General features: G+C 66.8%; 18 protein-coding genes. 9 read left to right on the forward strand and 9 right to left on the reverse strand.

Going from position 1 to position 24729, the window contains the following annotated elements; all coding sequences use genetic code 11:
* Positions 1-59 precede the first annotated feature (59 nt).
* Entirely contained in the window at positions 60-2465 is a 2406-nt protein-coding gene (locus tag FHS02_RS08620) for a TonB-dependent siderophore receptor (protein WP_229422732.1), read from the forward strand.
* 112 nt (positions 2466-2577) lie between these two features.
* Positions 2578-4671: a putative bifunctional diguanylate cyclase/phosphodiesterase gene (locus FHS02_RS08625; RefSeq protein ID WP_229422730.1), complete on the forward strand. Its 2094-nt coding sequence runs from the start codon at positions 2578-2580 to the stop codon at positions 4669-4671.
* A 27-nt stretch (positions 4672-4698) separates the two neighbouring features.
* On the opposite strand, the gene FHS02_RS08630 is transcribed toward FHS02_RS08625, so the two are convergent.
* Both FHS02_RS08630 and FHS02_RS08635 read right to left on the reverse strand, forming a co-directional pair.
* Positions 4699-5517: a sugar phosphate isomerase/epimerase family protein gene (locus FHS02_RS08630; RefSeq protein ID WP_137314452.1), complete on the reverse strand. Its 819-nt coding sequence runs from the start codon at positions 5515-5517 to the stop codon at positions 4699-4701.
* 20 nt (positions 5518-5537) lie between these two features.
* A complete protein-coding gene (locus FHS02_RS08635) occupies positions 5538-6377 on the reverse strand; it encodes a phytanoyl-CoA dioxygenase family protein (RefSeq protein ID WP_137314451.1) in 840 nt (279 codons plus the stop codon).
* Between the two features lie 98 nt (positions 6378-6475).
* On the opposite strand from FHS02_RS08635, the gene FHS02_RS08640 reads away from it, so the two are divergent.
* Together FHS02_RS08640 and udk are read left to right on the forward strand one after the other, a co-directional pair.
* Positions 6476-7447, forward strand: a complete 972-nt coding sequence (locus FHS02_RS08640; RefSeq protein WP_229422728.1) for a LysR family transcriptional regulator — start codon at positions 6476-6478, stop codon at positions 7445-7447.
* A complete protein-coding gene (gene udk, locus FHS02_RS08645; RefSeq protein WP_137314450.1) occupies positions 7440-8096 on the forward strand; it encodes a uridine kinase in 657 nt (218 codons plus the stop codon). Before FHS02_RS08640 ends, udk begins: the two co-directional genes overlap by 8 nt.
* A 93-nt stretch (positions 8097-8189) precedes the next feature.
* Here udk and FHS02_RS08650 read toward each other — a convergent pair whose 3' ends face one another.
* Positions 8190-9176: an aldo/keto reductase gene (locus tag FHS02_RS08650; protein WP_137314449.1), complete on the reverse strand. Its 987-nt coding sequence runs from the start codon at positions 9174-9176 to the stop codon at positions 8190-8192.
* Between the two features lie 331 nt (positions 9177-9507).
* Between FHS02_RS08650 and FHS02_RS08655 the strand changes: the two genes are divergently transcribed.
* Positions 9508-10401 (forward strand): LysR family transcriptional regulator, encoded by an 894-nt coding sequence (locus tag FHS02_RS08655; protein ID WP_137314448.1) that lies wholly within the window; start codon positions 9508-9510, stop codon positions 10399-10401.
* A 13-nt stretch (positions 10402-10414) separates the two neighbouring features.
* Here FHS02_RS08655 and FHS02_RS08660 read toward each other — a convergent pair whose 3' ends face one another.
* A complete protein-coding gene (locus tag FHS02_RS08660; protein ID WP_137314447.1) occupies positions 10415-11755 on the reverse strand; it encodes an MFS transporter in 1341 nt (446 codons plus the stop codon).
* A gap of 183 nt (positions 11756-11938) precedes the next feature.
* Between FHS02_RS08660 and FHS02_RS08665 the strand changes: the two genes are divergently transcribed.
* Both FHS02_RS08665 and FHS02_RS08670 read left to right on the forward strand, forming a co-directional pair.
* On the forward strand, positions 11939-14041 hold the full coding sequence (locus tag FHS02_RS08665; protein WP_229422726.1) for a sensor histidine kinase: 2103 nt from the start codon (positions 11939-11941) through the stop codon (positions 14039-14041).
* Entirely contained in the window at positions 14038-14637 is a 600-nt protein-coding gene (locus FHS02_RS08670) for a response regulator transcription factor (RefSeq protein ID WP_137314445.1), read from the forward strand. Before FHS02_RS08665 ends, FHS02_RS08670 begins: the two co-directional genes overlap by 4 nt.
* 61 nt (positions 14638-14698) lie before the next feature.
* Here FHS02_RS08670 and FHS02_RS08675 read toward each other — a convergent pair whose 3' ends face one another.
* The 4 genes from FHS02_RS08675 to FHS02_RS08690 form a co-directional block, all read right to left on the reverse strand.
* Positions 14699-16657 carry a metallophosphoesterase family protein gene (locus FHS02_RS08675; RefSeq protein ID WP_137317481.1) on the reverse strand — a complete coding sequence of 653 codons (1959 nt, stop codon included), beginning with the start codon at positions 16655-16657 and terminating at the stop codon, positions 14699-14701.
* Positions 16658-16883: 226 nt separating this feature from the next.
* The gene (locus tag FHS02_RS08680; protein WP_137314444.1) at positions 16884-19130 is read right to left on the reverse strand and encodes a TonB-dependent receptor domain-containing protein; all 2247 of its coding nucleotides are present in this window, start codon (positions 19128-19130) and stop codon (positions 16884-16886) included.
* Between the two features lie 176 nt (positions 19131-19306).
* A complete protein-coding gene (locus FHS02_RS08685; protein ID WP_137314443.1) occupies positions 19307-20395 on the reverse strand; it encodes a sensor histidine kinase in 1089 nt (362 codons plus the stop codon).
* A 176-nt stretch (positions 20396-20571) separates the two neighbouring features.
* Positions 20572-21603 carry an AraC family transcriptional regulator gene (locus FHS02_RS08690; protein ID WP_137314442.1) on the reverse strand — a complete coding sequence of 344 codons (1032 nt, stop codon included), beginning with the start codon at positions 21601-21603 and terminating at the stop codon, positions 20572-20574.
* Between the two features lie 204 nt (positions 21604-21807).
* Between FHS02_RS08690 and fabF the strand changes: the two genes are divergently transcribed.
* Entirely contained in the window at positions 21808-23079 is a 1272-nt protein-coding gene (gene fabF, locus FHS02_RS08695) for a beta-ketoacyl-ACP synthase II (protein ID WP_137314441.1), read from the forward strand.
* Here the strand turns inward: fabF and FHS02_RS08700 are convergent.
* Positions 23076-24101, reverse strand: a complete 1026-nt coding sequence (locus tag FHS02_RS08700; protein ID WP_137314440.1) for a M29 family metallopeptidase — start codon at positions 24099-24101, stop codon at positions 23076-23078. The genes fabF and FHS02_RS08700 overlap by 4 nt on opposite strands.
* Before the next feature lie 162 nt (positions 24102-24263).
* Between FHS02_RS08700 and FHS02_RS08705 the strand changes: the two genes are divergently transcribed.
* Positions 24264-24725: a hypothetical protein gene (locus FHS02_RS08705; RefSeq protein ID WP_137314439.1), complete on the forward strand. Its 462-nt coding sequence runs from the start codon at positions 24264-24266 to the stop codon at positions 24723-24725.
* Positions 24726-24729 lie beyond the last annotated feature (4 nt).

Genomic DNA, 24729 nt, shown 5'->3' on the forward strand with positions numbered 1-24729 from the left:
CAGGTCCGGTGCGTCTACTGGGAAGGATTCTTGTTCAGCCTTCTCGTGGAGACCCTTGCATGACCCGTAAAAGCATTACCCCCGGTTTGCGTCCTGCCCCGTTCGCGATGCCCCTGTTAGCCCCGGTCGCACTGGCCGCCGCCCTGGCGGCCGCGGCGCCCGCCTTTGCACAGCCCGGCACCGCGCCGGCAGTGCCGATCACCCTGGCGGCCCAGCCGCTGGCCTCGGCCTTGAACGAACTGGCGCGGCAGGCGGGGCTGGAACTGATCGTGCAGCCCGCGCTGGTCGCCAACCGCACCGCGCCCGCCGTCACGGGAACCCTGACCGCACGCCAGGCCCTGGACAGGCTGCTGGCCGGCAGCGGCCTGGTGGCGCGGGTCGATGGCAATACTGTCGTCGTAAGCCGCGCCCCCGAGGTCACGGCCGAGCAGGCCATGGCGCCGGTAACGGTCACCGCCACCGCGCAGCCGGAATCGGCCGGCGCCCCCGCCACGCGCACGGCTTCCGCCAGCAAGACCGATACGCCGATCGTCGAGACGCCGCAGTCGGTATCGGTCATCACCGCCGGGCAGCTCGAGGCGCAGAAGCCGCGCAGCCTCGGCGAGGTGCTGACCTACACCGCCGGCGCCTTTGCCGGCCTGGCGGGGTCGTCGAACCGTTACGACTACGTGGCCCTGCGCGGCTTTGCCGACAGCAGCGTGGACAGCACCGTGCTGGACGGCCAGCGCCTGCTGAGCGACCAGGGCAGCTACAGCTCGATGCAGATCGATCCGTTCTTCCTCGAAAGGATCGACGTGCTGCGCGGCCCCGCTTCGGTGCTGTACGGCCGCGCCTCGCCGGGCGGCCTGGTGGCGCTGACCAGCAAGGCGGCGCAATTCGCGCCGCAGCGCAGCATCGGGCTGACCGTGGGCAACCGCAACCGGCGCGAGGGGTCCCTCGACCTGACCGGACCGCTCGGCGACAGCGGCACGATGGCCTGGCGGCTGACCGCGCTGGCCCGCCAGCTCGATTCGCAGTTCACCGGCGTGAAGGAAGAACGGCTGGCGCTGGCGCCGTCGCTGACCATCCGCCCGTCGAAGGCCACCAGCCTGCGCCTGCATGCCTACCTGCAGCGCGATCCCGAAGGCAGCTATCACAGCGGCGTGCCGGCCGATGCGAGCGTGGGCACCGCGCACAACGGCCAGCGCATCTCGCGCACCTTCTTCGATGGCGACCCCAGTGTCGAGAAATACCGCCGCGACCAGCGCATCGTGGGCTACCAGTTCGAGCATGCGTTCAACGACAGCTGGACGTTCCGGCAGAACCTGCGCTACGTCTCGGCCGATACCACGCTGCGCCAGGTCTACGGCGACGGCTGGGCCGGCCCGCGCACGCTGGCGCGCTACTACTCCGGTGCCGACGAGTCGACGCGCGGCCATGCCATCGACAACCAGCTGGAAGGGCGCTTCCAGGCGGGCGCGGCGAGGCACACCGTGCTGGCTGGCCTGGACTGGCAGAAGCGCCATGTCGACGGCCGCTGGGACTGGGGCAGCGCCGACCCCATCGACGTGTTCGCGCCCGTCTATGGCGCGCCCAATATGCAGGTCACGGGCGGCGCGCCGATCGACCGGCACCTGCGGCAGACCGGGGTGTACCTGCAGGACCAGGTCGCCATCGAGCGCTGGCGCTTCACCGTCGGCGGGCGCGACGACCGGGTCGAGGCATCGAACCAGATGGCGCCGGCGGCGCCCGCGCGCTGGAGCGGCAGCCGGTTCACCAAGCGTGCCGGCGCCGTCTACCTGTTCGACAACGGCCTGGCGCCCTATGCTTCCTGGTCGGACGGCTTCAACCCGAGCCTGCGCAACGACCAGCAGGGCAACAACCTGCCGCCGACCGAAACCGAACAGGTGGAACTGGGCCTCCGCTATCAGCCCGCGGGCGAGGCCACGCTGCTGTCGGCGGCCGTGTACGAGCTAAAGCAGAGCAACGTCGCCACGCAGCCGACCGGCTTCTATTACTTCGTGCCTGCCGGCCAGGTGCGGGCAAGGGGACTTGAGCTGGAAGCGCGCTCGCAACTGTCGGACAGCGTATCGGTGCTGGCCAGCTACACCTTCAACGACATGACGTTCCGGACATCGCCGGCCGGCTACGCGGGCAATACGCCGTACCAGGCGCCGCGCCACATGGCGTCCGCCTGGGGCGACTGGAATTTCCTGCCGGGATACTCGCTGGGGGCCGGCGTGCGTTACGTCGGCACCAGCTGGGGCGACAACGCCAACAGCTTCAAGGTGCCATCGTATGTGCTGGCCGACCTGAGCCTGAACGTCGAGCTGGGGCGGCTCGGCGCGGCGTTCAGGGGCGCCAGCCTGCGGCTGCACGCCGCCAACCTGTTCGACAAGACCTATATCGCGTCGTGCATGAGCGGGAACTACTGCTACTGGGGCGATGCGCGCAACGTGAGTGCCACCCTGAACTACCAGTGGTGACGTAACTGGGCGGGCGGCGCTCGCCTGCGCGCCGGGAAGCTGATAGCATGTTCCATCGTTGGCCGACTACCAGTCCAGACCCGCCATGCATCCCCCGCTTCCAGCAGATGTCGTGTTCTCCGTCGCCGCGCTGCATGACAACCTGCCGGCCGGCGTGGTGGTGCATGCGGCGGACGGCCGCATCGTGTCCGCCAACCGGCTTGCGCAGGAACTGCTGGGCCGCAGCGAAGCTCAGCTGATCGGCGCCGAAACCGGCGCGGGCGACTGGAACTTCGTGCGTGAAGACGGCTCGCCGCTACCCGCCGACGAGTTTCCGGCGAATGTCGTGCTGAACACGGGCCGCAAGCTGTCCGGCTTTGTGGCCGGCGTGGCCGGCCCGGAGGGCATCTGCTGGCTGCTGTGCAACGCCTATCCCGAAGTCGACCAGGCCGGTTCGGTACGGCAGGTGGTCGTCTGTTTCACCGATTGCACGGCACTCAAGAATACCCAGCAATCGCTGGAGAAGTCGGAAAAACGGCTGCGGCTGGTACTGAAGGGTTCCACCGATGCGCCATGGGACTGGGACCTGCTCGCCGACGAGGTGTATTACTCGGAGCGCTGGTGGAACATGCTCGGCTACCCCAGCGGCGACGGGCTGGAAGATTCGGGCGCCTGGCGCCGCATGCTGCATCCGGATGACCAGCCGATGATCCAGGAATACCTTGCCGACCTGCTGCCCAGCCAGCGCGACGGCTTCAGCCTGGAGTTCCGGCTGCACCACAAGGATGGCCACTACGTGTCCGTCCTGTCGCGTGGCTACGTGCTGCGCGATGGCGCCGGCAAGGCATTGCGCATCTCGGGCGTGAACACCGATCTCACCGAGCGCAAGCAGACCGAACGCCACATCTACGAGCTGGCGTACTTCGATCACCTGACGGGCCTGCCGAACCGGCGCTTCCTGATCGGCGAACTGGATCATGTGCTGGCGCGCGGCCGGCGCTCGGGCCAGTACTGCGCGCTGCTCTACCTCGACCTGGACAACTTCAAGCTGCTGAACGACACGATGGGGCACGACCTGGGCGACCGGCTGCTGCGCCAGACCGCGCAGCAGCTGCGCTGCACGGTGCGGCACAGCGACCAGCTTGCCCGGCTCGGCGGCGACGAATTCGTCGTCGTGCTGGAGGGCCTGGGCCCATCGGCACGCGGCGCCGCCGCCGAGGCCGACCGCGTCGTCGCCAAGATCCTGTCGGCAGTGGGGCAGCCCTGCCAGCTCGGCGCGCTGCTGTTCAAGACCACGGCCAGCATCGGCATCACGCTGTTCGACAGCAACGACACGAACATCGAAAAGCTGCTCAAGCAGGCGGACCTCGCCATGTACCGCGCCAAGGCCGACGGGCGCAATTGCGCACGTTTCTTCGACCCCAGCATGCAGGATGCGGCGGACCGCCGCGCCGCTTTCGAGGCCGCCATGCGCGACGGCCTGTCGCTGGGGCAGTTCCGCCTGTACTGCCAGCCGCAATTCGATTCGCTGGGGCGCGTCGTGGGTGCCGAGGTGCTGGTGCGCTGGCAGCGCGGCGACCGCGAGCTGATCGGTCCGGACCAGTTCATCGGTTTCGCCGAAGAGTCGGGCCTGATTCTTCCGCTGGGCGAGCACATTTTGCGGGAAAGCTGCCGTGCGCTCGCGCGCTGGCATCTGGACGCCAACCTGGGGCGCCTGAAGCTGGCCGTCAACGTGAGCGTGCACCAGATGCGCGATCCCCGCTTCCCGGCGGCGGTGGCGAACATCCTGGGCGGCACCGGCGCTCCTCCGGAACGGCTGTACCTGGAACTGACCGAAAGCGTGTTCGCGGAAGACATGCAGGAGATCACCGGACGCATGCACGAACTATGCTCCCAGGGCATCCGCTTTTCGCTCGACGACTTCGGCACCGGCTATTCGTCGCTGGCCTACCTGAAGCGCTTTCCGCTCTCGGCGCTGAAGATCGACCGCTCCTTCGTGCGCGACATCGGTGTCGATGCCGGCGCGGCATCGATCGTCGAGGCCATCATCGCGCTGGCCCGCAAGTTCAAGCTGGAGATCGTCGCCGAGGGTGTCGAGTTCGAAGCCCAGCGCGCCTTCCTGTTCGACGGCGGGTGCTCGTCGATGCAGGGTTTCCTGCTGGGCCGCCCGATGCCGATCGCCGACTTCGAGCATGCCTACGGCACGGCGGGCATCGGCCACGCCTGAGGGCCCCAGGTTGCCCGGCTGGCGCCGTTACCTGTACCGTTCCCGCAGCAGCGCGGCCATCGCCACGTTCAGCTGCCACGCATCGGCCACCAGCTCCTGAGAGTACGGCAGCCGGAACGTGTAGGGCGCGGGCCCGAATTCCGGCGTGATGGTCAGCACCGGATCGCCGGCCGCGCGGCGCAGTGCCACGATGCGATCCCACCAGGCCAGGTGCGCGGCCAGTTCGACCCCGTATTCGGGAGCGCGGAAGTCCGGCACCTGCGGGCCTTGCGCGTGGCCGACGCGGGCGTGGATGTGCCGCACGCGCGGCAGCACGTTGTCGAGCATGGCGCCCTGGTCTTCCAGCAGCGATTCGCAGGCGGTGCACCAGTGCGACAGGTCGGCCGTCAGCCGCAGGTCCGGCAGGCGCTCCAGGTAGGGGCGCAGCAGCATCGGATGCCCGGAAAAACGGCTGCGGTGGATTTCGTGGACGATCGGCACGCCATGCTCGCGAGAGATCGCATCGGCCAGCGCGATCAATTCCTCGTTCTGCCCGGCCGTGTAGAAATCCTTTCCCGTATGCGAGTTCACCAGCAGCGGCCGGGCGGCGCAGGCTTGCGCCAGCAGCGATTGCAGTGCGGTTCGATGCGCATGGAACTCCGTGTGGAACACGGTCTGCCATTGCGACACGACGAGGTCCAGCCCCGCATCGGCGATGCGGCGCAGCCAGTCTTCCCGCTCGGCGCCGTCATCCGGCAGCGACATCTCGATGCCGTCGAACCCGGCTTCCACGACGCGCGCGACGAACTCCGCGGCGGGCACCTCGTTGTTGCCCCACTGCGGGGCCAGGATGCGGATATCTGTCATATGCGCCGTCACACGCGCCGTCATATAAATCCTCGCACCGGCAACGAGGCATCGCGCTGGATCCAGTTCTGCGGCGAATACGCGGTGCGCCCATCCGTCACGTGCAGCGTGTACGCATGGCGCGACACCGGCGAGCGGTTCGGTGCGCTGTAGTGGGGCAGCAGGCCGTGGAACAGCACCAGTGCGCCCGCCTTGCATTCGAGCGGCACGGCGGTGCTGTCGTCCGGCCACGGCGTGGCATCGAGTTTTTCCACCCCGATGTCGTCGCCATTGCGCACGAAGCGCTCGCGCAGCGGCGTGCGGTGGCCGCCCGGTTCGGCCCACAGGCAGCCGTTTTCCAGCGTCGCGTCCTCCAGCGCGAACCAGAACGTGGTCACGCTGATCGGGTCGGTCTCGAAATACGTCGCGTCCTGGTGCCAGCGCACTTCACCGCCGATGCCGGGCTGCTTGAAGATGTACATCGATTGCCACACCCGCGGGTCGGCCAGGCCGAGATCGTGGGCCACCTGCTGCAGGCGCGCATCGCTGGAAAACGCCCGGAACGCGGGGTCCAGGTCGTGCATCGCATGGCCGATCTTGTTGATCGACAGTTCCTTCGCCTGGCGCAGCTGGCCGTCCGGGCCGAACGCTTCTTCCTCGAAGAAGCAGCGGATCGTGTTGTCGGAGCGGAGGAAATACTCGTCCGCCTTCTTTTCCTGGTCCTTCGTCGTGAAGATGCCGCTGGCGGCAGCGGGATCGAACGCGTCGACGATGCGCGCGGCGCCGGCGCGCAGCGCGGCGATTTCCTCCGGCGATTTGAACCCTGGAAGGACGAGGAACCCGTCGCGTTGGTATTGCTCTTTCTGCGCTGCGCTCAGCATGGCCATGCTCCTGTTGGATGATGCAGGCGATTGTACGGAACGTTGCCATCCACTGAAAGGTGGACAATGGTTGACACATTGTCGCCAGAATGCCGACAATGACCGTCATGGACCAGTTGCGCGCAATGGAAATCTTTGTCGAGGTGGCCCGGCAGCGCAGCTTTTCCGCGGCGGCGCGCCGGCTGGGCCTGTCGCGCGCGATGGTGTCGAAACACATCCTGCAGCTGGAAGAAAAGCTGAACGTGCGGCTGCTGCACCGCTCCACGCGCGAAGTGAGCCTGACCGATGCCGGCCAGGCCTACCTTGCCCCGTGCGACGCCGCGGTAAGGCAGGCGCAGGAGGCGGCCCGCATCGTCACGCAGACCGGCGACACGCTGGCCGGCCCGCTGCGCATCCAGGCACCGTCCAGTTTCGGCGTAACGTGGCTGGCCGACGCGCTGGCCCGCTTCAGCCAGCCGCACCCGCAATTGCGGCCGCTGCTGCACGTCGACGATGCGCTGCTCGACCCGATCGCCCACGGCTTCGACCTGACGATCCGCGTGGGCGGCATCCCCGACAGCCGCGCGCTGGCGATCCGTCCGCTGGCGCCGTGCCGCGCGGTGCTGTGCGCATCGCCCGATTACCTGCATGCGCACGGCACGCCGGCGGTCCCGGAAGAGCTCCGGCATCACCGTTGCCTGCACTTTTCCCATCTGACCGACGGCACCGCCTGGCACTTCGAGCGGTCGGGGGAGCGCCGCACCGTCCACGTGGATGCCGCGTTCACGTCGAACAACGGCCTGGTGCTGCACCAGGCGGCGCTGCAGGGCAGCGGCATCGTCTACAGCACCACCTTCCTGGCCTGGCGCGCGTTGCAGGCAGGCACGCTGGTGGCGGTGCTGCCGGACTGGCAGCTGCCGCTCAACCACCTGTCGGCGCTGTATCCGGCCAGCGGGCGGCCGTCGCCCAAGGTGCGCAAGCTGATCGATTTCCTGGTCGATGAGTACCAGCCGGTGCCGCCGTGGGACGTGGCGCTGGGCGCCGCGGCCGCCACGCCGGCAGCCAGTCCGGTATCATTCGGGGATGAATGAGATTTCTTTCCAGCCGTTCGTGATCGGTGTCGCCGGCGGCAGCGGCAGCGGCAAGTCGACGGTGTCCCAACAAGTGCTGGCGTCGTTCGGCGCCGACATGGTCTCGGTCGTGATGCAGGATGACTACTACCGCGACCAGTCCGACCTCGCCCCGGACGTGCGCCGCCGCCAGAATTACGACCATCCCGATGCCTTCGACTGGCCGCTGCTGATCCAGCACGTCCAGGCGCTGCGCAATGGCGAAACGATCGCGATGCCCGTGTACGATTTCACGATCGACAACCGTTCCGACCGGACCATCGCCGTCAAGCCGGCGCCGGTCATCGTGATCGAAGGCCTGTTCGCCCTGTACGACGCGGACTTGCGCGACCTGATGTCGCTGAAGATCTTCGTCGACACCGCGTCCGACGTGCGCTTCATCCGCCGCATGCAAAGGGATATTGCCGAGCGCGGCCGCACGGTCGAGAGCATTGTCGGCCAGTACTTGGAAACGGTACGCCCGATGCACAAGCAGTTCATCGAGCCGACCAAGCGCCATGCCGATGTCATCCTGCCGCACGGCGCGAATATGCCGGCGGTCGATGTCATCACCACCAAGGTGGCAAGCGTGATCGGGCAGTTGCAGCGCGGGCAGTTGCAGCCGCCCTGATCCCTCGACGGGGCATCCGCCGGGGATTACCAGCGGATGCACGCACCATCGGCGCGCCGTCCATGCGGCATGCCGGCCGTTGCCGGTAACGGGTCACACGGAATAGTCGATGCTGCTCATGTGGTCCTTGCCCATCCTGTCGCCATACACAGGATACCTGGACAGCCTGGTGTCGATCTCCTGCACGTCGGCCACCGTCAGCCGCAAACGCTGCGCGCCCAGGTTTTCCAGCAGGTGCGCCTCGCTGCGCGTACCGGGAATCGGCACGATGTCCGGACCCTTTGCCAGCAGCCACGCCAGCGCGACCTGCGTGGGCGTCGCGCCCTTGCCGGCGGCGTACACCTTGAGCCACTCCACGATCGGCATATTGAGCTTCAGGAATTCTTTCGACAGGCGCGGGAAGCCGGCGCGGAAGTCGAGCTTCGGATCGAATGTCGTGTTCGTATCGATCGTGCCGGTCAGGAATCCCGCGCCCAGCGGAGACCATGGCACGAAGCCGATCCCCAGCTCCCTGCAGGTGGCCAGTACGCCGTTCAGTTCGACGTGGCGGGTCCACAGCGAATATTCCGACTGGACTGCCGCGACCGGCTGCACCGCATGCGCGCGCCGGATCGTGCCGGCACTTGCCTCGGACAGGCCGAAATGCCGCACCTTGCCCTGCGCGATCAGGTCCTTCAGCACGCCGGCGACGTCCTCGATCGGCACGGCTGGATCGACACGGTGCTGGTAGTACAGGTCGATGTAATCGGTGCGCAGACGCCTGAGCGATTGCTCGACCACCTTGCGGATGTGCGCTGGGCGGCTGTTCAGGGCGATCGTGCCGTCGATGGCAAAGCCGAACTTGGTAGCGATCTGCACCTTGTCCCGGAACGGCGCGACCGCCTCGCCGACGAATTCCTCGCTGGTGTAGGGCCCGTAGACCTCGGCGGTATCGAAGAACGTGACGCCGTTCTCGAATGCCGTGCGGATGGTCCTGATCGCCTGCGCCTTCGGGACCGGCGCGTTGTAGTTGCCGGCGAAGTTCATGCATCCGAGGCCCGTTTCGGAGACCTGCATCGTTCCCAATCTGCGCTGTTGCATGCTGGTTGTTCCCTTGGGTACTGGTTGAATGGCTGGGGTGCCCTGTGCGCCCTGGGCGGACGCCGGGCCGGTGCGAAGGACCGAACCGGCAGCGACGGCGGCGCCGAGCAATACCGAGTCCTTGATGAATGCGCGCCGTGCGCGGGTGCCGCTCTCCGCGCGACCGGACAATGGTGTGGTCGATACGGCATTTTTGTCGTTGGGTGTCATGGGCCTGTTCCGTGGTGGTGATGGAAGTACGTGCTGCCGACTGCGTACCGACAATGTACGCGTCCCCGATCCATATGATTAGATGCTTTAATCTTCTTGTTCTTATAGGGAGAGGTTATTAATGTCGAAAGAAAGCCTGGATGATCTTGCCGCTTTCCTGGTGGTAGCCGCGACGCGCAGCTTTACACGCGCGGCGGCGCAGCTGGGCATTTCGCAACCCGCGTTGAGTGCCAAGATCACCGCGCTCGAAGAGCGGCTGGGCGTTCGGCTGCTGACCCGCACGACGCGCAGCGTTTCGACGACCGAGGCGGGCGAGCGGCTGTCCAGGTCGATCGGGCCGCACTTCGACGGCATCGCATCGGGATTGGCCGAACTGGGAGAATTGCGTGGCAAGCCGGCGGGGAGCCTGCGGATAACGTCCGTCGAACATGCGTCGCAGGCGATCATCCTGCCGGCCCTGGCCAGGCTGCTGCCCGACTATCCCGACATCGTGGTCGAGGTGATCGACGACTACAGCCTTGCCGACATTGTCGCGGAGCGTTTCGACGCGGGCATCCGCCTGGGGGAACAGGTCGCGCAGGACATGATCGCGGTGCGCATCGGGCCGGACTTCACGCAGTGCGTGGTCGGCGCGCCATCGTATTTCGCGCGCCATGGTGTACCGGGGACGCCGCATGACCTCACCCGGCACTCGTGCATTGCGCTGCGGCTACCGACGTCGGGGGGCGTCTGGTCGTGGCCGTTCGTGAAGGACGGGCGCGAACTGCGGGTGCGCCCGGGAGGCCAGCTGTCGTTCAACACGATGGCGCTGCAACTCGACGGAGCACTCGCCGGGCTGGGATTGGGCTACCTGCCCGAGGATGTCGTCGGCGGACACATCGCGGCGGGCAGGCTGGTGCGGGTGCTGGCGGACTGGTCCGCATTGCTGTCAGGCTATCACCTGTACTATCCGAGCCGCCGGCAACCCACCGCGGCGTTCTCGCTGCTGGTCGAGGCGCTGCGGTTCCGGGGATGAGCCGATGGGCTCCTCAGTGGCTGCGCGCCTCTTCATCGATCTTCGAACTGGCCGCCGTGTCGCGCATGAACCAGCAGACCACCAGCGTGCACGCGATGACGGCGGTGACGTACCAGTAGAAGCCGCTTTCCATGCCGATCGACTTGAACCACAGGCCCAGGTACTCGGCCGTTCCACCGAAGATCGAGACCGCAAAGGCATACGGCACGCCGACGCCGGTGGCACGAATGCTGGCCGGGAACATCTCGGCCTTGACGAGCGCGTTGATCGACGTATAGCCGGAGACGATGATCCAGGCGCACGCGATCAGGGCGAACGCTTCCCACGGGCCGCTGGCGTTGCGGATGGCGGTCAGCAGCGGCACGGTGAAGATCGTGCCGAGCAGCGCGAAGCCCACCAGCAGCGGACGGCGGCCGATCCGGTCGGAGAGGGCGCCATACAGCGGCTGCAGGCACATCGCGAACAGCAGCGACGCGGCGGAGACGGCCGTGGTCTGCGCATCGGTCAGGCCCACCGACAGGCGCAGGAACTTCTGCATGTACACGGTGTAGACATAGAACGCCAGCGTGCCGCCCATGGTCAGTCCGACCACCAGCAGCACTTCCTTCGGATGCTGGGCCAGCTGCTTCAGGCCGCCCATCGGCTTGGCCTTCTTGCGGGCGGATTCGAACGACTGGGTTTCCGGCATGTCATGCCGCATCAGCAGCGCCACCAGGGCAAGCAGTGCACCGATGACGAACGGAATGCGCCAGCCCCACTCGCGCAGCTGCTGGTCGTCGAGGAAGAAGTGCTGCAGCGCGAGCAGCAGGAGCAGCGCCAGCAGCTGGCCGCCGATCAGCGTGACGTACTGGAAGCTGGCATAGAAGCCGCGCCTTTTCGAATCGGCCATTTCCGACAGGTAGGTCGCGCTGGCGCCATATTCGCCACCCAGGCTGAGACCCTGCAGCAGGCGCGCCAGCAGCAGGATGCACGGTGACAGGATGCCCGCCGTGGCGTACGTGGGCGCGCAGGCGATCAGCAGGGAGCCGACGCACATCAGCAGCACGGACGCCATCAGCGCGACCTTGCGGCCGTGCCGGTCGCCCAGGTGGCCGAACAGGATGCCGCCGAGGGGGCGCACGAAGAAGCCCAGCGCGAAGATGCCCGCGGTCGACATCATCTGGGCGGTGGGGTCCTGGGCAGGGAAGAACGAGCTGGCAAAGTACAGCGCGAATGCCGCGTAGCAGTAGAAGTCGAACCATTCGACCAGGTTGCCCGCCGATCCAACGAAGATGGCGCGCAGCCGCGCGCCGGAGATGCGTTCGTCGGCCTGCGGGCGAGCGCCGCCGACTGCCGTGCCGGTCACTGTATTCATGGGTTGTCTCCTCATTGTCAAGGGTCCCATTGTGGCCACCCGCAAGGTACCCGGCATCCGCAACTCCAGCGCCGGCTTCTCCGTAAAACTACGGAGGCGGTTCCCTGCCGGCTGTGCAACTGTTATCGTCTGCTGCCCGGACTCTCCTGCATTGCAATGCCAACCTGGTTCAACCGACGTCGAATGTTTCGCCTGGCCGCGGCTGCGGGCGCGCTCGTGCTGATCGCCGCCGCGGGGAACTGGGCTGCGCGGTACGAACTGGAAGCCAAGACGGACGCGCTGCGGCAGGCCGCCGCGGCGCATGCGCTGGGCCTGCGCGGGCTGGTCGAGAGACATGACTTCCTGCCGCATGCCGCCGCGCGCCATCCCGACGTGCGCGACTTGCTGCGCGCGCCCGGCGACGCAGCGCTGGAAGCGCGTGTCAACGACTACTTCGCCGACCTGCAGGCGACCACCGGCGCCACCGCCCTGTTCCTGGTCGACCGGGCCGGGCTGACGCTTGCCGCCAGCAACTGGAACCTGCCGTCCAGTTTCATGGGGCACGCCTATCGCCAGCGGCCTTATTTCGAGGACGCGATACGGGGCAAGCGGGGCATCTTCTACGGCCTGGGCCTGACTACCGGCCAGTCCGGCCTGTTCATCGCCGAGCCGGTACGCGCGGACGGCGAGATCCTCGGCGTGGTGGTCGTCAAGATCAGCCTGGAGCCGCTGCAGGCCAGCTGGAGGCGCGGCAGCGAACCCGTGGTCCTGCGCGACAGCCGCGGCATCGTCTTCCTGAGCAGCGTGCCGGAATGGCTGTTTCGCGGTATCCGGCCCGTTTCCGCCGCCGATGCGCGCTGGATCGCCGAGCATGCCCAGTACGGCAAGCGGCAACGCTTCGATGTCCTGCCATGGAGCGTCGAGTCGCCGCAAGGCGTTGACAGTTTCGTGCTGCGCACCACGCTGGACGGGCAGCGCGCCAGCCTGCTGGCGCTGGACACGCCCTTGCCGGAGCTGGGCTGGACGCTGACCGTCACGTCCGGGATGAAGGAGGTGGTCCAGGCGCGCCGGGCCGCGCTGGCGCTGACGGCGCTTGCCGTCGCGCTGGTATGCGTCGGGGCCCTGTACTGGCGCCTGCGTGAAAAGCGCTTCGCGGAACAGCAGTCGGCGCGCCTGGAGCTCGAACGCCGCGTCGAAGAGCGCACCCGCGACCTGCAGAAGGCCCACGCATTCCAGAAGGCGATGGAAGATTCCCTGCTCGTCGGCATGCGCGCGCGCGATCCTGACGGCCGGATCATCTACGTCAATCCTTCGCTGTGCGCGATGGTGGGCTACAGCGCGGAAGAACTGCTCGGCTGCGTTCCGCCGTACCCTTACTGGCATCCCGACGACATGGAGAAGCTGGCACGCGACAGCGAAGCCGCACTGCAGGGGCGCGCGGCGCCGCACGGCTTCGAATCGCGCATCCGGCACAAGGATGGCCGCGACGTGATCACGATGGTCTACACCGCGCCGCTGGTCGATGCGCAGGGGCAGCACTGCGGGTGGATGAGTTCCGTGGTCGATATCACCGCGCAGAAGCAGGCCGAAGCCCGGCAGCGCGAGCAGGAGCTGCGGCTGCAGCGCAGCGCCCGGCTGGCCAGCGTCGGCGAGATGGCTTCCACGCTGGCGCATGAACTGAACCAGCCGCTGATGGCCCTGTCCAATTTCGCCGTCGCGGCACAGGCGCTCGCCGCGCGCGGCTCGTCCGACATGCTGGCCGGTGCGCTCGAAGAAATCGTCGGGCAGTCGAAACGCGCCAGCGAGATCGTCAAGCGGGTGCGCTCGCTGATCAACCCGCAGCGCGCGCTGTACGAAAGCGTGGCCGTGGCCAGCGTGATCGCCCATGCGGAAGCGCTGGCAAGGCCCGAGCTGCAACGCGACGGTGTGCGCCTGCGCGTGTCGCCGGACGATGGCGGCGCGACGGTGCGCGGCGACCGGGTGCTGCTGGAACAGGTACTCGTCAACCTGATCCACAATGCCGTGCAGGCGGTGCAGGACCTGCCGGCGCAGCGGCGGTGCATCGAGCTGGCCAGCGCCCGGGCCGGGCAGGGCGTGCGCATCACCGTCGCCGACCACGGCCCCGGCATCCCGGCCGAGCGGCTGGACCAGGTGTTTGCGCCGTTCTACACCAGCAAGCCCGACGGCCTGGGACTGGGATTGAGTATCTGCCGTACCATCGTCGAGGCCCACGGCGGCGCCATCGCCGTCGACAACCGCGCCGGCGGCGGTGCCGCCTTTACTGTTACGTTGCCTACCGTGCCATGAAAGACATTCCACTGACCCTGTACGTCGTCGACGACGACGAGGCGCTGCGCCGTTCGCTGCTCCTGCTGCTGTTCTCGCAAGGCCTCGCGGTGCAGGCATTCGACTCGGGCGAGGCGTTCCTCGATGCGGTCGACATGCGCCAGCCGGGCTGCGTGATCCTCGACCTGCGGATGGGCGGCATGAGCGGCCTGTCCGTCTTCGAACGCCTGCTCGCCGAGCACAGCCCCCTCGTGACACTGTTCCTGTCGGCCCACGGGGATATCCCGACCGCGCTCGAGGCGGTGCGCCGCGGCGCCTACGACTGGGTGGAGAAACCGGACACCCAGCAGCTGCTCGACAAGCTTCCGCACGCGGTGGCGCTGGCGCGCTCGCGCGCCCAGGCGCTATGGCAATGGGCGCAGCTGACGCCGCGCGAGCGCGAAGTCGCCCGCCTGGTCGGCGTCGGCCAGCAGAACAAGGAGATCGCCCGCATCCTCGTGCCGCCCTGCGGCCCCCGGTCGGTGGAAACCCACCGCGCCAATATCTTCAGCAAGCTGCAGTGCGCGAACGACAATGAGCTGGGGCGCTGGCTGGCGGCGCACCCGTGGCTGGATTAAGATCGGCGGCGTCGGGTTCCGCCGCCGCCATGCATCGACAGGTGCTTGCGACCAGTGCTTGCTACCGGTGCTTTCCCACCGGCTGTTCGGCCGCCGCGGCAACGTGCGGTTTATGCGCGGGCGGCAGGAAACGGGTCGACGGCCGGCCATCGGCGTTGTGCTGCACGATGCGCACGGGCCGCCCCTGCGCGTCGAGCCATACCTGGCCGATGCCGGCGCCGTTCCACACCCGCTCGCCATGCTTGCGCGCGTCCGGCAGGCGCGGCGTGATGGCGAGATCGCGGCGCTGGGTAAACAGGTTCAGCGGCGAGCGCGGCGAATACAGCCAGCGGTTGAGGCGATCGAGCCAGTCGAGCAGGCCGTCCGGGAATTCGTTCTTGATGCCGCTGCTGGTGATCTGCCAGATATGCGGCACGTCGTCCGATTCGCGCACCTCGACATCGTAGGCGAACGAGTAGTGCACGTCGCCCGACAGGATCACGTAATTGCCCGGGGTGCGCGAATGGCGGAAGATATTGATCATGCTGCTGGCCGCGCCGCGGTGCGCCATCCAGTTCTCGGCGTCGACAATCAGGGCCTGCCCGGCGAACGTGGCGATCCTCTGCACCACTTCGATCAGCTTGACCCCGAACATGGGCGCCGCCGAAACGATGACGGCGGCCTTTTCGTCCAGCAGCTCGTGCTGCAGCTCGGTCAGCGCTTCCCAGTCCATCAGGCCCGAAGGGTGGCCCGGCCGGCGCCGGTTGCGCCAGCGCCGGGTGCGGGTATCGAGCACGATCACCGTGGGCTGTGTCCGCAGGACGAAATGCCACTGGCGGAAAGACAGCAGGCGCCCGATCAGCGCGTCCTGGACCGGCGCATCCAGCCTGTCGTCGGCGTCGGCCGTGGCGGTCAGTGCCGCCAGGTCGTCCAGCAGCGTTCCGAACACTTCGGGGCGGTTGCCCCAGCCCTGGCACAGCAGATACGAGGTCAGCGCATTGCCCACGATGCGGCGCGAGAACGGGTGCCCGTAGACGGCGGCTTCCCACTTGGCCGACAGGTTCCAGTCGTCGGTGACGTCATGGTCGTCGAAGATCATCAGCGTCTGCACGTGCGCCAGCAGCCGCGCGGCCTGCGGCAGGGCATCGCAGAAGCCCGCCAGCGCCTTCGACTCGCGCTCCCAGCGCTCGGCATAACCGGGATCCAGCGCTGGTGCCGGCGCATCCGCCACCAGCTGCCACGGTACCGGCGACCAGGCCAGCAGGTACATGGCCATCATCTCGGCCAGGGTCATCAGGTGGTTGTGCGCATTGGCCGTGGTGAAGATCGGCTTTCCCTTGCCGGCAAAGAAGCGGTAGCGCAGCGCTTCGTTGGAATCGAACGCGGGCAGCAGCTCTTCACGCCGGTAGTAGCTGGCCGGATGGCGGTACAGTGCCTCGCTGTCGGCGACATCCGCGCCTTCCAGGCATTCCGCGTACAGGCCCAGGCGCCGGATCAGCGCGTGGATCGCCGCCAGCATCGGGCCCGCCACGTCGTCGACATACACCTGGTCGCCGCACAGCAGGAGCATGGCGGGCCGCTCGTCGGCCCTGTCAATCTGATCGGCCAGCAGGGCGTCGCCGCGCGCCAGGCCGTCGGGCGCGGGATAATGCGGTTTGCGGCACGAGCCGAACAGGATATTGTCGCTGCGGCTGCGCAGCACCATGTTCGGTCGCGCCGCGCCGGCATGCAGGAGGTGCGGCGCCCAATGGGCGATGCCGGCCTCGTTGCCGTCCCCAATGCCGCCAAAGCGCGTGACCAGCAGGTCGTACTCGATGATCGTGTCTTGCGGCAGCGGCTCGGCCAGCGCGACATCGATCAGGTGCAGGAAGGCGTGCCGGCCGACGCGGATGACGCGGCAGCTGCCCGCATCCAGCGGCACGCGCCGGACAGCACCGCCGCTGGGCGCCAGCACCAAGGTCAGGTCGAGCGGCGCGCTGCCGGCCAGCCACAGCACCAGGCGGCCCGGCTCGATGCGCCGAACCACGGGACCGGAAAGCACGGGCGGCAAGCCCTCGGAGGCAGGAATCTGGATCAATCTGTTGCATTGTCTGGGTGGATGAACAGATCAGTGTAGCAGACACGCGCCGTACTGCTCAGCCAATGGAGCAGCTCATCCGTTCGCACTGGCCGGTAGCCCCGCCCCGATGAAACCGCTGCCGGCCAGCCTGGCCGTTTTTCCCGTTTTTTGGGCGCTTTCGGCCAGGATCGGCCGATGCCGGCCCGTGTCAGAACACGTGCCGCATGCCGAAGGCGATGCTGCGGCCCCGCAGCGGCGACTGGTTCTTCACGAAGGACGTATGGGCATAGGCAAGTTCGTTGGTGAGATTGGTGCCCCGCGCGTAGAACTCCACCGGCTTGGGCAGGCCCATGTCGATCCGGTACGCCACGGTCGCGTTGACCATGTTGTAGCCGGCCGTTTCGGTTTCGTAGGAAGCGATGCGGCCCTGGCCGAACGTGCGCGACACTTCGAGGTCAGCCGACAGCGGCCCCCAGCTTCGCTCGTAGCGGGCGCCGAGACGGCCGCGCGGAATACGCGGCAGGTGGTCGGCCCCGCTCTTCATCCGGGCATGGACATGGTCGCCGGACACCGTGATGCGCGAAGCGGGCGTGACCTGGTAGCTCACCTGCCCGTCGATGCCGGCGAAACGCACGTCGGCTGCCGTGTACGCCAGGAAGTTGTGTGCGACACCGGTCGCTCTTTCGGTCTCGATCAGCCGCGCGAAAATATAATCGCCGACATCCTGGTAGAACACACCGATTTCGGCCTCCAGCGGGCCCCCTGTCTTGCGAAGGGTCAGGTCGATCGAGTCGGTGGACTCGAGCACATCCTCGACTGGACGCCTGCTCTGCTGGAAGACCGGATTGTTCACCGCCAGCCCCAGTTCGTAGCTGTTGGTCGAGAGATTGTTACCGCGGGCGTAGAGCTCGCGGACGTTCGGCGCGCGCTCGGTATGGCCGAACGACAGCCCGACCGAGTAGCCCTGTCCTGCATTCCAGATGGCCCCCAGCGACGCCGAGACCGGATTGTGCCTGGTGGCGGGATTCTTCCTGAAAAAATCGTCGACATAATCGGCCTCGAGGATCTGCCGCCAGTCGCTTCCAAGCTCCTCCGTGAACATCGCTTCATACTCGGGTGTCATGGTGGCAAGGAACGTGGGCGCCGCCACGCGCATCTCGCGCCAGTCCTTGCGCACGGCGAAGTCGAGATCGACCGCGCCGAAGGAACGGCGCTCGCTCAGGAACAGGCCGACGTTCCTGGTGAGGTGGTGGAAGGGTGGGACCAGCCCGTAGGCATTGTCCGGAAACGGCACGTGCAGGTCCTCGACATTGATGCCGCTGAAGGTGCCGTCCGTGTACTGTGCTCCCAGCGTGCCGGTGAAGCCCAGCAATGGCCGATGGGTCAGTTCGAGGCGCCCATCCGAGACCTTGTTGGTATAGCGCGTGAACAGCATGGCGCCATCGATCTCGTCATGCGCATAGTCCGTGTGGGACAGGCGCAGTCGCGTATGGGAGATTCCCGGCAGCAGGTCCGCATAATCCGCGCGGACATCGAACCGGTCGCTGCGCAGTTCGATCGACGCGGTATGGCTGTCGGGGGAGCCGAATGGATCGTCGAACCCCCCGTGGGCCGTGCAATGCAGATCCAGGTCGTGCGTATGGCACACGCCGTTCAGGTGGCTATGGCCTGGTAGTCCATAGCTGCTTTTCATGCGTGTAAAGGCGGCGCCGAGGTAGCCCTTCGACGTGATCCACGACGCGCCGACCGAATAGCTCGTGTTCGCGGCGAAGGAATCGGGCAGCTTGTCCGTGCCATGGGCACCCGGCACCTTGTAGTTGCCGGCATGCCGGCGCACGCCCTCGGCGTGGATCGCCAGCCGGCCCATGCCGGCGGTGACGCGGCCAACGGCCGTCTTCTCGTCGTCGCCGGTACCGTAGCGCACTTCGGTGGCTCCGCTCAGGCCACCGGCCGGCAGCCTGGTCGGCACTTTGCTGTCGATCAGGTTGATCGCTCCATTGACGGCGTTCCCGCCGTAGCGGATGGCGGCCGGACCACGGATGATTTCGATGGCGTCGAGCAGCAGCGGGTCGGTCGTCACCGCATGATCCGGGGACACCGACGAAACGTCGAACAGGGCGGCGCCATCGCTGAGGATCTCGATGCGCGGCAGGGTCTGCCCGCGAATGACGGGCCGCGACGCGCCGCCGCCGAAGCTGTCCAGGTGGACGCCCGGCAAGCCGGCGAGCGTCTCGCCCAGCCCGCCCTGGCGCCGGTGTACCAGCTCGGCGCCGGACAAGGTCTGTGAAGGCGTGATCGCCGGCCGGACTTCGATGCCCCGGCTTGCCACGATGGTGACCGTGTTGCCGGTATCGCTCGCGGCCTGCGCATCGGCCTCCATTGCCTGGGCCCACAAGACAGTCGGCATCACTGCAAGCACGGCGGCGGCATCCCTGAGCGCGGGTCTCTTCTTCATATTTCTCCTGTTAACGATCGGTGCTGTGGCCAACGCAGCTTCGTCCCGGCACCGGGCCGGTGCGCATGCGTCGTTCTCATTGATAATGAGAGGGCATTATCATTAAAAGATGTGTGGCTGGCAAGTCATTGTTATGGGATCACCGGCAGGTATCTGGAGAAGTGGCGGCGCCGGCGCTATCCCGCTGCACGGGCCGAAAGAATCGCTCTCGGATCGATCGGGGTGTCGAGGATGAAGGTCGTGAAGCCATGCCGGCACTCGACGGCGATGCTGCCGGCATGCTGCTCGGCCACGCTGCGCACGAAAGGCAAGCCGATCTGCCAGCCGCTTTCGCCTTTCGCGGCGGTTCTTTTGTAGAGCTGGAAAATGGCTTCGAGCCTTTCCGGGCGTATCGGCGGTCCCTCGTTGGTGATCGACAGCGCCACGCGGCCACCGTAGCAACGCAGGGTTGCCTTGACAGGTGACCCTGCATCGCTGTATTCGACGGCGTTGGCGAGGAGATTGTCGATCGCCTTCGAGATCGAATCCCGATGCCAGTATCCGTGGACGGGGACGGCGGCGACCTCCGTGCGGGATGCGGCTGTCGAGCGGGAAACCACGTCGGCGAGCACTTCACGAAGATCGAGGAACTGCAACTCGGGCGTGGCGGATGCCGGTGGCGTCACCATCGACATGTCCAGCATTTCCGACAGCATCGACGCGATACGCGCCTGGTGGGTCGAGGCCAGCGCCGCAAGCGTGCGGACGGTCTCCGGGTCGCGGGTCTCCAGCAGATGATCGACCGCCATCGATGCCGCCGACAGTTGCGCACGGATGTCGTGTACGGCGGCCGCGCTGAACTGCTCGCGGGCGGCGGCCTTGCACAGGATGAAACCCGTGATCGACTCGCGAATGGCTTCGTCGAGCAGGGAGTTGAGCCGCGCCGACTGTTCCAGGGAAAAGGAAAATCCGGCGTTTCCCCAGGTCGTGAACAGCACGCTCCTGAACAGCTGGAGCTCGTGGGCGACAGTCTCCACATCGTAGGATGTCAGGCGCGCACGTTCGCCGCCATGCTCGGACGCCAGCGTCGACTGGCGATAATCGAAGTTCTCGCCCGAGGCAACCGAGCATAGATGCTCGTAGAAGATGGGTAACGTATCGAGGAGCAATGGTGCCGGCAACGCGTGGGCAAAGCGCACCTGTTCGCGTACGGCTTTCAGCCATGCCGCGAACACGGTATCGCGCAACAACATCAGGCGCTGGTGCAGATCGAGCGTATGAACCATGACTGGGCACCCTGGAAAAAGGCAGGCTTCGATTTCCCGGCATCGCTGGCACCGGGTTGGCGCCAGGGTCGACAGGCATCGGTGCCCCGCGCCAGCTAATGTTAGCACTGTTAATCTCGCGGAATTCCCGGGGCGATGAGCTGTGCTCAGCACGGCCACTGTCACTCGCCCGTTCTTTACTCGCCCTGGCGGTTGCCCTTCCTGTAATCGGAAGGGGTGCTGCCCGTCCACTGCCTGAACGCGCGGCAAAACCCCGTGGCATCGGCAAAGCCCAGGTCGAACGCCAGCACCGCCACGGCCGTGTTGGAGTTCGCCAGCCGGTGCACGGCGATATCGCGGCGCAAGCCATCCTTCACCGCCTGGAAATGCGTGCCTTCCCCGGCGAACCGGCGGTTCAGCGTGCGGACGGAAACGTGCAATGCCCGCGCGAGATCCTGGATCGTCACCGGCTCGCCGATGCGCTGTTCAAGATACCCGCGCGTCCGGGCCGCGATGGAGGCGCGGTGGAATGCGGTGAAGGTCCAGTCCTCCGGCGCGCGTTTCAGGAATGCCCACAGCTCGTGCTTTTCACGTTTGAACGGTTCCGCGCAATCCGCGTAGGAGAAGCAGACGCTCGTCATGGCGGCATCGAAACGCACGTCGCCAGGGAACAGGAAGGCATAGTCGTCCACATGCCTGGGCCTGGCGAAGGCGAAATCGACCCGGTGCAGGGCGATCTCCCGGCCGAGCAGCCAGGAAGCGATGCCGTGCGCCAGCTTGATCATCATCTCGTGGCCGAGCGGCCGGGCCTGCGTACCCGGTATCCTGGCCACGAGTGCCAGCCGTACCAGCGCGTTTTTGGTGGAAATCTGCAGCCGGTAATCGTCCAGCAGCAGGTTCCAGAAGCGCACGAACCGGTTCAGCGCGACCAGCACGGTCGGCGCATCGAGCAGGCTGAGCATCAGGTACTTCAGCGTGCCCGTGCGGATCGGCCGCGACCACAGCCCGAGCATCTCGTCATCGAGCGTTGCCGCGACCGTCCGGTACAGCGCGACGTATTGCTGGCGCGTCAGCCGGGCATCGGGCTGGTCGAGCAGGGACGGCGGAATGGCCGCACCCGCAAGCACCTGTGCCGCGACCTGTTCGCCGCGATGGGTGCGCACGAACTCCAGCATCCCGTGCAGGAAGTGGGCGGAGACGGTGAGGGCGGTTTGCCAGGGGATATTCATGGTCCGGAATTATCGGGCATATTTCATTGCGCCTATTTCATTGCACATTTTCTTTGGCGTGTATTGCATATTCGTTGGCGCGATGTGCCAACCCGTCGCGCGTTGCATCCCTATACTGGGCCATGATTTTGACGGCGCCTGATCTGCGTGTCAGCCGCCGCATGGCGTATTTTGCCAACCGCATAATGCCGAGAGGAGCATGAAATGAGTACAAGAAGAATCGTCGTGACCGGCATGGGCATCGTGTCGCCGCTGGGCTGTGGAGTCGAGGCCGTATGGCGCCGCCTGCTGGACGGGCATTCCGGACTGGCCATGCTGCCCGCGGAGATCACGGAATCGATCGCAGCCAAGGTGGCCGGCGTCGTGCCGGAACTGGCGCCCGATCGGCCATGGGGATTCGATCCCGCCGCGGCCGTGGAACCGAAAGACCAGAAAAAGATGGACCGCTTCAGCGTCTTCGCACTGGCCGCGGCGCAGGAAGCCCTGGACCAGGCGCGCTGGCAGCCCGATACCGACAGCGCCCGCGAACGCACGGCAACCATCGTTGGTTCCGGCGTCGGCGGCTTCGGCGCCATCGTGGAGGCCGTGAGGACCACCGACGGCCGCGGGCCAAGACGGCTGTCGCCGTTCACCGTGCCGGGCTTCCTGGCCAATATGGCGGCTGGCCACATTTCCATTCGCCACGGCTTTCGCGGTCCGCTCGGCGCGCCGGTCACGGCATGCGCCGCCAGTGCCCAGGCGATCGGCGATGCGATGCGGCTGATCCGTGCCGGCGAGGCCGATATTGCCGTGTGCGGCGGTGCCGAAGCCTGCATCGACCGCGTCAGCTTCGGCGCGTTCGCCGCCGCACGGACGATGTCCACCGGCTTCAACGACCATCCGTCGCAGGCATCGCGTCCCTTCGATAGGGATCGGGACGGCTTCGTCATGGGCGAGGGTGCCGGCATGCTGGTCATCGAGGAACTGGAGCACGCATTACGCCGCGGCGCCGTACCGATCGTGGAACTGCTGGGGTATGGCACCAGCGCCGATGCGTACCACATGACCTCTCCGCCCGAGGACGGCGCAGGTGGCCGGCGCGCGATGGAGCTGGCGATCCGGCAGGCCAACCTGGCACCGGGCCAGATCGGGCATGTCAACGCCCACGCGACGTCGACGCCGGTCGGCGATGCCAGCGAACTGGCGGCCATCAAGGCGATTTTCGGCGCGGGCCGCGGCCCCGCCGTTTCCGCCACCAAGTCCTCGACAGGCCACCTGCTCGGCGCGGCCGGCGGCGTGGAAGCCATCTTCACCGTTCTCGCGCTGCGCGACCAGGTGGCGCCACCCACGCTGAACCTGGCGCGGCCCGACCCGGCGGCCGAAGGTATCGACATCGTTGGCGGGGCGGCGCGGAAGATCGCGACGGACTACGCCATCTCGAACGGCTTCGGGTTCGGCGGCGTCAACGCCAGCCTCGTGTTCGGCCGGCCGGCTTAAGCCGTCCACGCTCCGTCGGCATAAATCCGCTCGCCGTCGAGATACACGCCCTCGGTCACGGCGAACACGTCCACGTGATAGCGCGCATCCTTGCGCTTCAGCTGCGACTTCTGGTATTGCCCGTGCTTGGCGCCCAGCGACAGGTGCACGCCGCACATCCGTTCATAGGTGCCGATGTCGTCCACCGTGCGCGCAAAGGAAAACGCGCGGTTCATGCCGAAGCCCAGCTCGCGCACCCACACATCCCCCTCGTGGGCGCGGATGATGGCCAGCATCTCGTCAAACGCCGGCGTGCTGTTCTCCGCGCCCGTCACGCGGCCCCGCTCGACGATCATCGTGATCGGTGCATCGGGGCGGTTGACGCGGAACGACGTGTCGCCGAACACGAACACGCGCACGCGGCCGTTGACCGCTTCCAGGTCGCGCGCCTCGGTAAACACTTCGCCGATGGGGAACAGGCCGCCGACGTTCTTCATTGCCGAGTAATCGCCGATGTTCAGCTTGGCTTCCTCGAACGGCGACGCGTAGACGAGTTCGCATCCGCCGCCGCTGTCGACCACGCCGCCCTGCGCGCGGTCGAGCCGCGCCTTCAGCGCATGGCCCGTGCCGCGGAAGTAGGCCGGGTCGTAGGCCAGCGCATCGATGTAGACCAGCCCCTGTTCGCCCGGCATGCGCGACAGGTGCAGGTGCTCGATCACCTTCAGGCCGCGCTGGAACAGTTCCATGCGGATGCGGTATTCGTTCAGGCGGAAGCTGGTGGTCTGGATCAGTACCACCAGGTCGCGCGGCGCCAGGTCCGCGAAGGCGGCCAGTACCTCGTCGGCGGCCACCGCGTCGAAGTCGATGAACACCCCTTCGGGCAGCGCGCGCCGGTATGCTTCCGTCAACACGGCGTTCAGTTCGCTGCGGCGGTCGAACACCACCAGCGCCCGGTGCGCCGGGCCGTGCTCGAGCGCATGGGCCAGCAGGTCGGCGACATTGCGGGCGGCAGCGTCGCGGGCGGAAGGTGAAAAAGTCGTCATGGTTGCAGGGCGGGAAAGAAAAGCGCGAAAGTGTTGCGGCGAGCACATTATAAATCGCGTGGCCCCGTATCTTTCTTGTGGCGGCCGGGAACCCCAAGTAGAATCGCCGAATATATATCCACTCGGCAACACTGATAGGGCCGACGCAAACACGGAGCAAAGATGAGCATTACGTTTGGCCAGGATCTGCCGCTGGAGCGCCCCGATGCGGATGGCCGCGCCGCCGTGTTCGTTCCCAAGGCGGACATCAAGGACGATGTGCTGCAGCTGGTGCGCAAGGGTGCCGCCGTGGTCGGCTTCGGCAACCACGACCGCAGCGTGACGATTTATTTCGAAAGCAACCGCTTCAACGAACCGACGCTGGCCAAGTGGGAGCTGAAGGCCCGCAAGGCCTATGCGCGGCTGGTCGACGACCTGCCGACCACGTCGAAGATGACGACCAAGCTGGAATACTTCGAGCAGGTCGGCTACATCAGCGGCAAGGGCATCACCATCCGCCGCATGGACAGCCTGAAGCGCTGGCTGGAATTTTCCGAGGCGCTGGACACGGCGCCGGCCAGCGAAAGCGTGACCTGGGCACTGCCGCCGCCGCCGAAAAAATCGTCCATCGACACCGAACGCTGAGAAA

The sequence above is a fragment of the Pseudoduganella umbonata genome (assembly GCF_014192225.1).
In the GTDB taxonomy this organism is placed as follows: domain Bacteria; phylum Pseudomonadota; class Gammaproteobacteria; order Burkholderiales; family Burkholderiaceae_D; genus Rugamonas; species Rugamonas umbonata.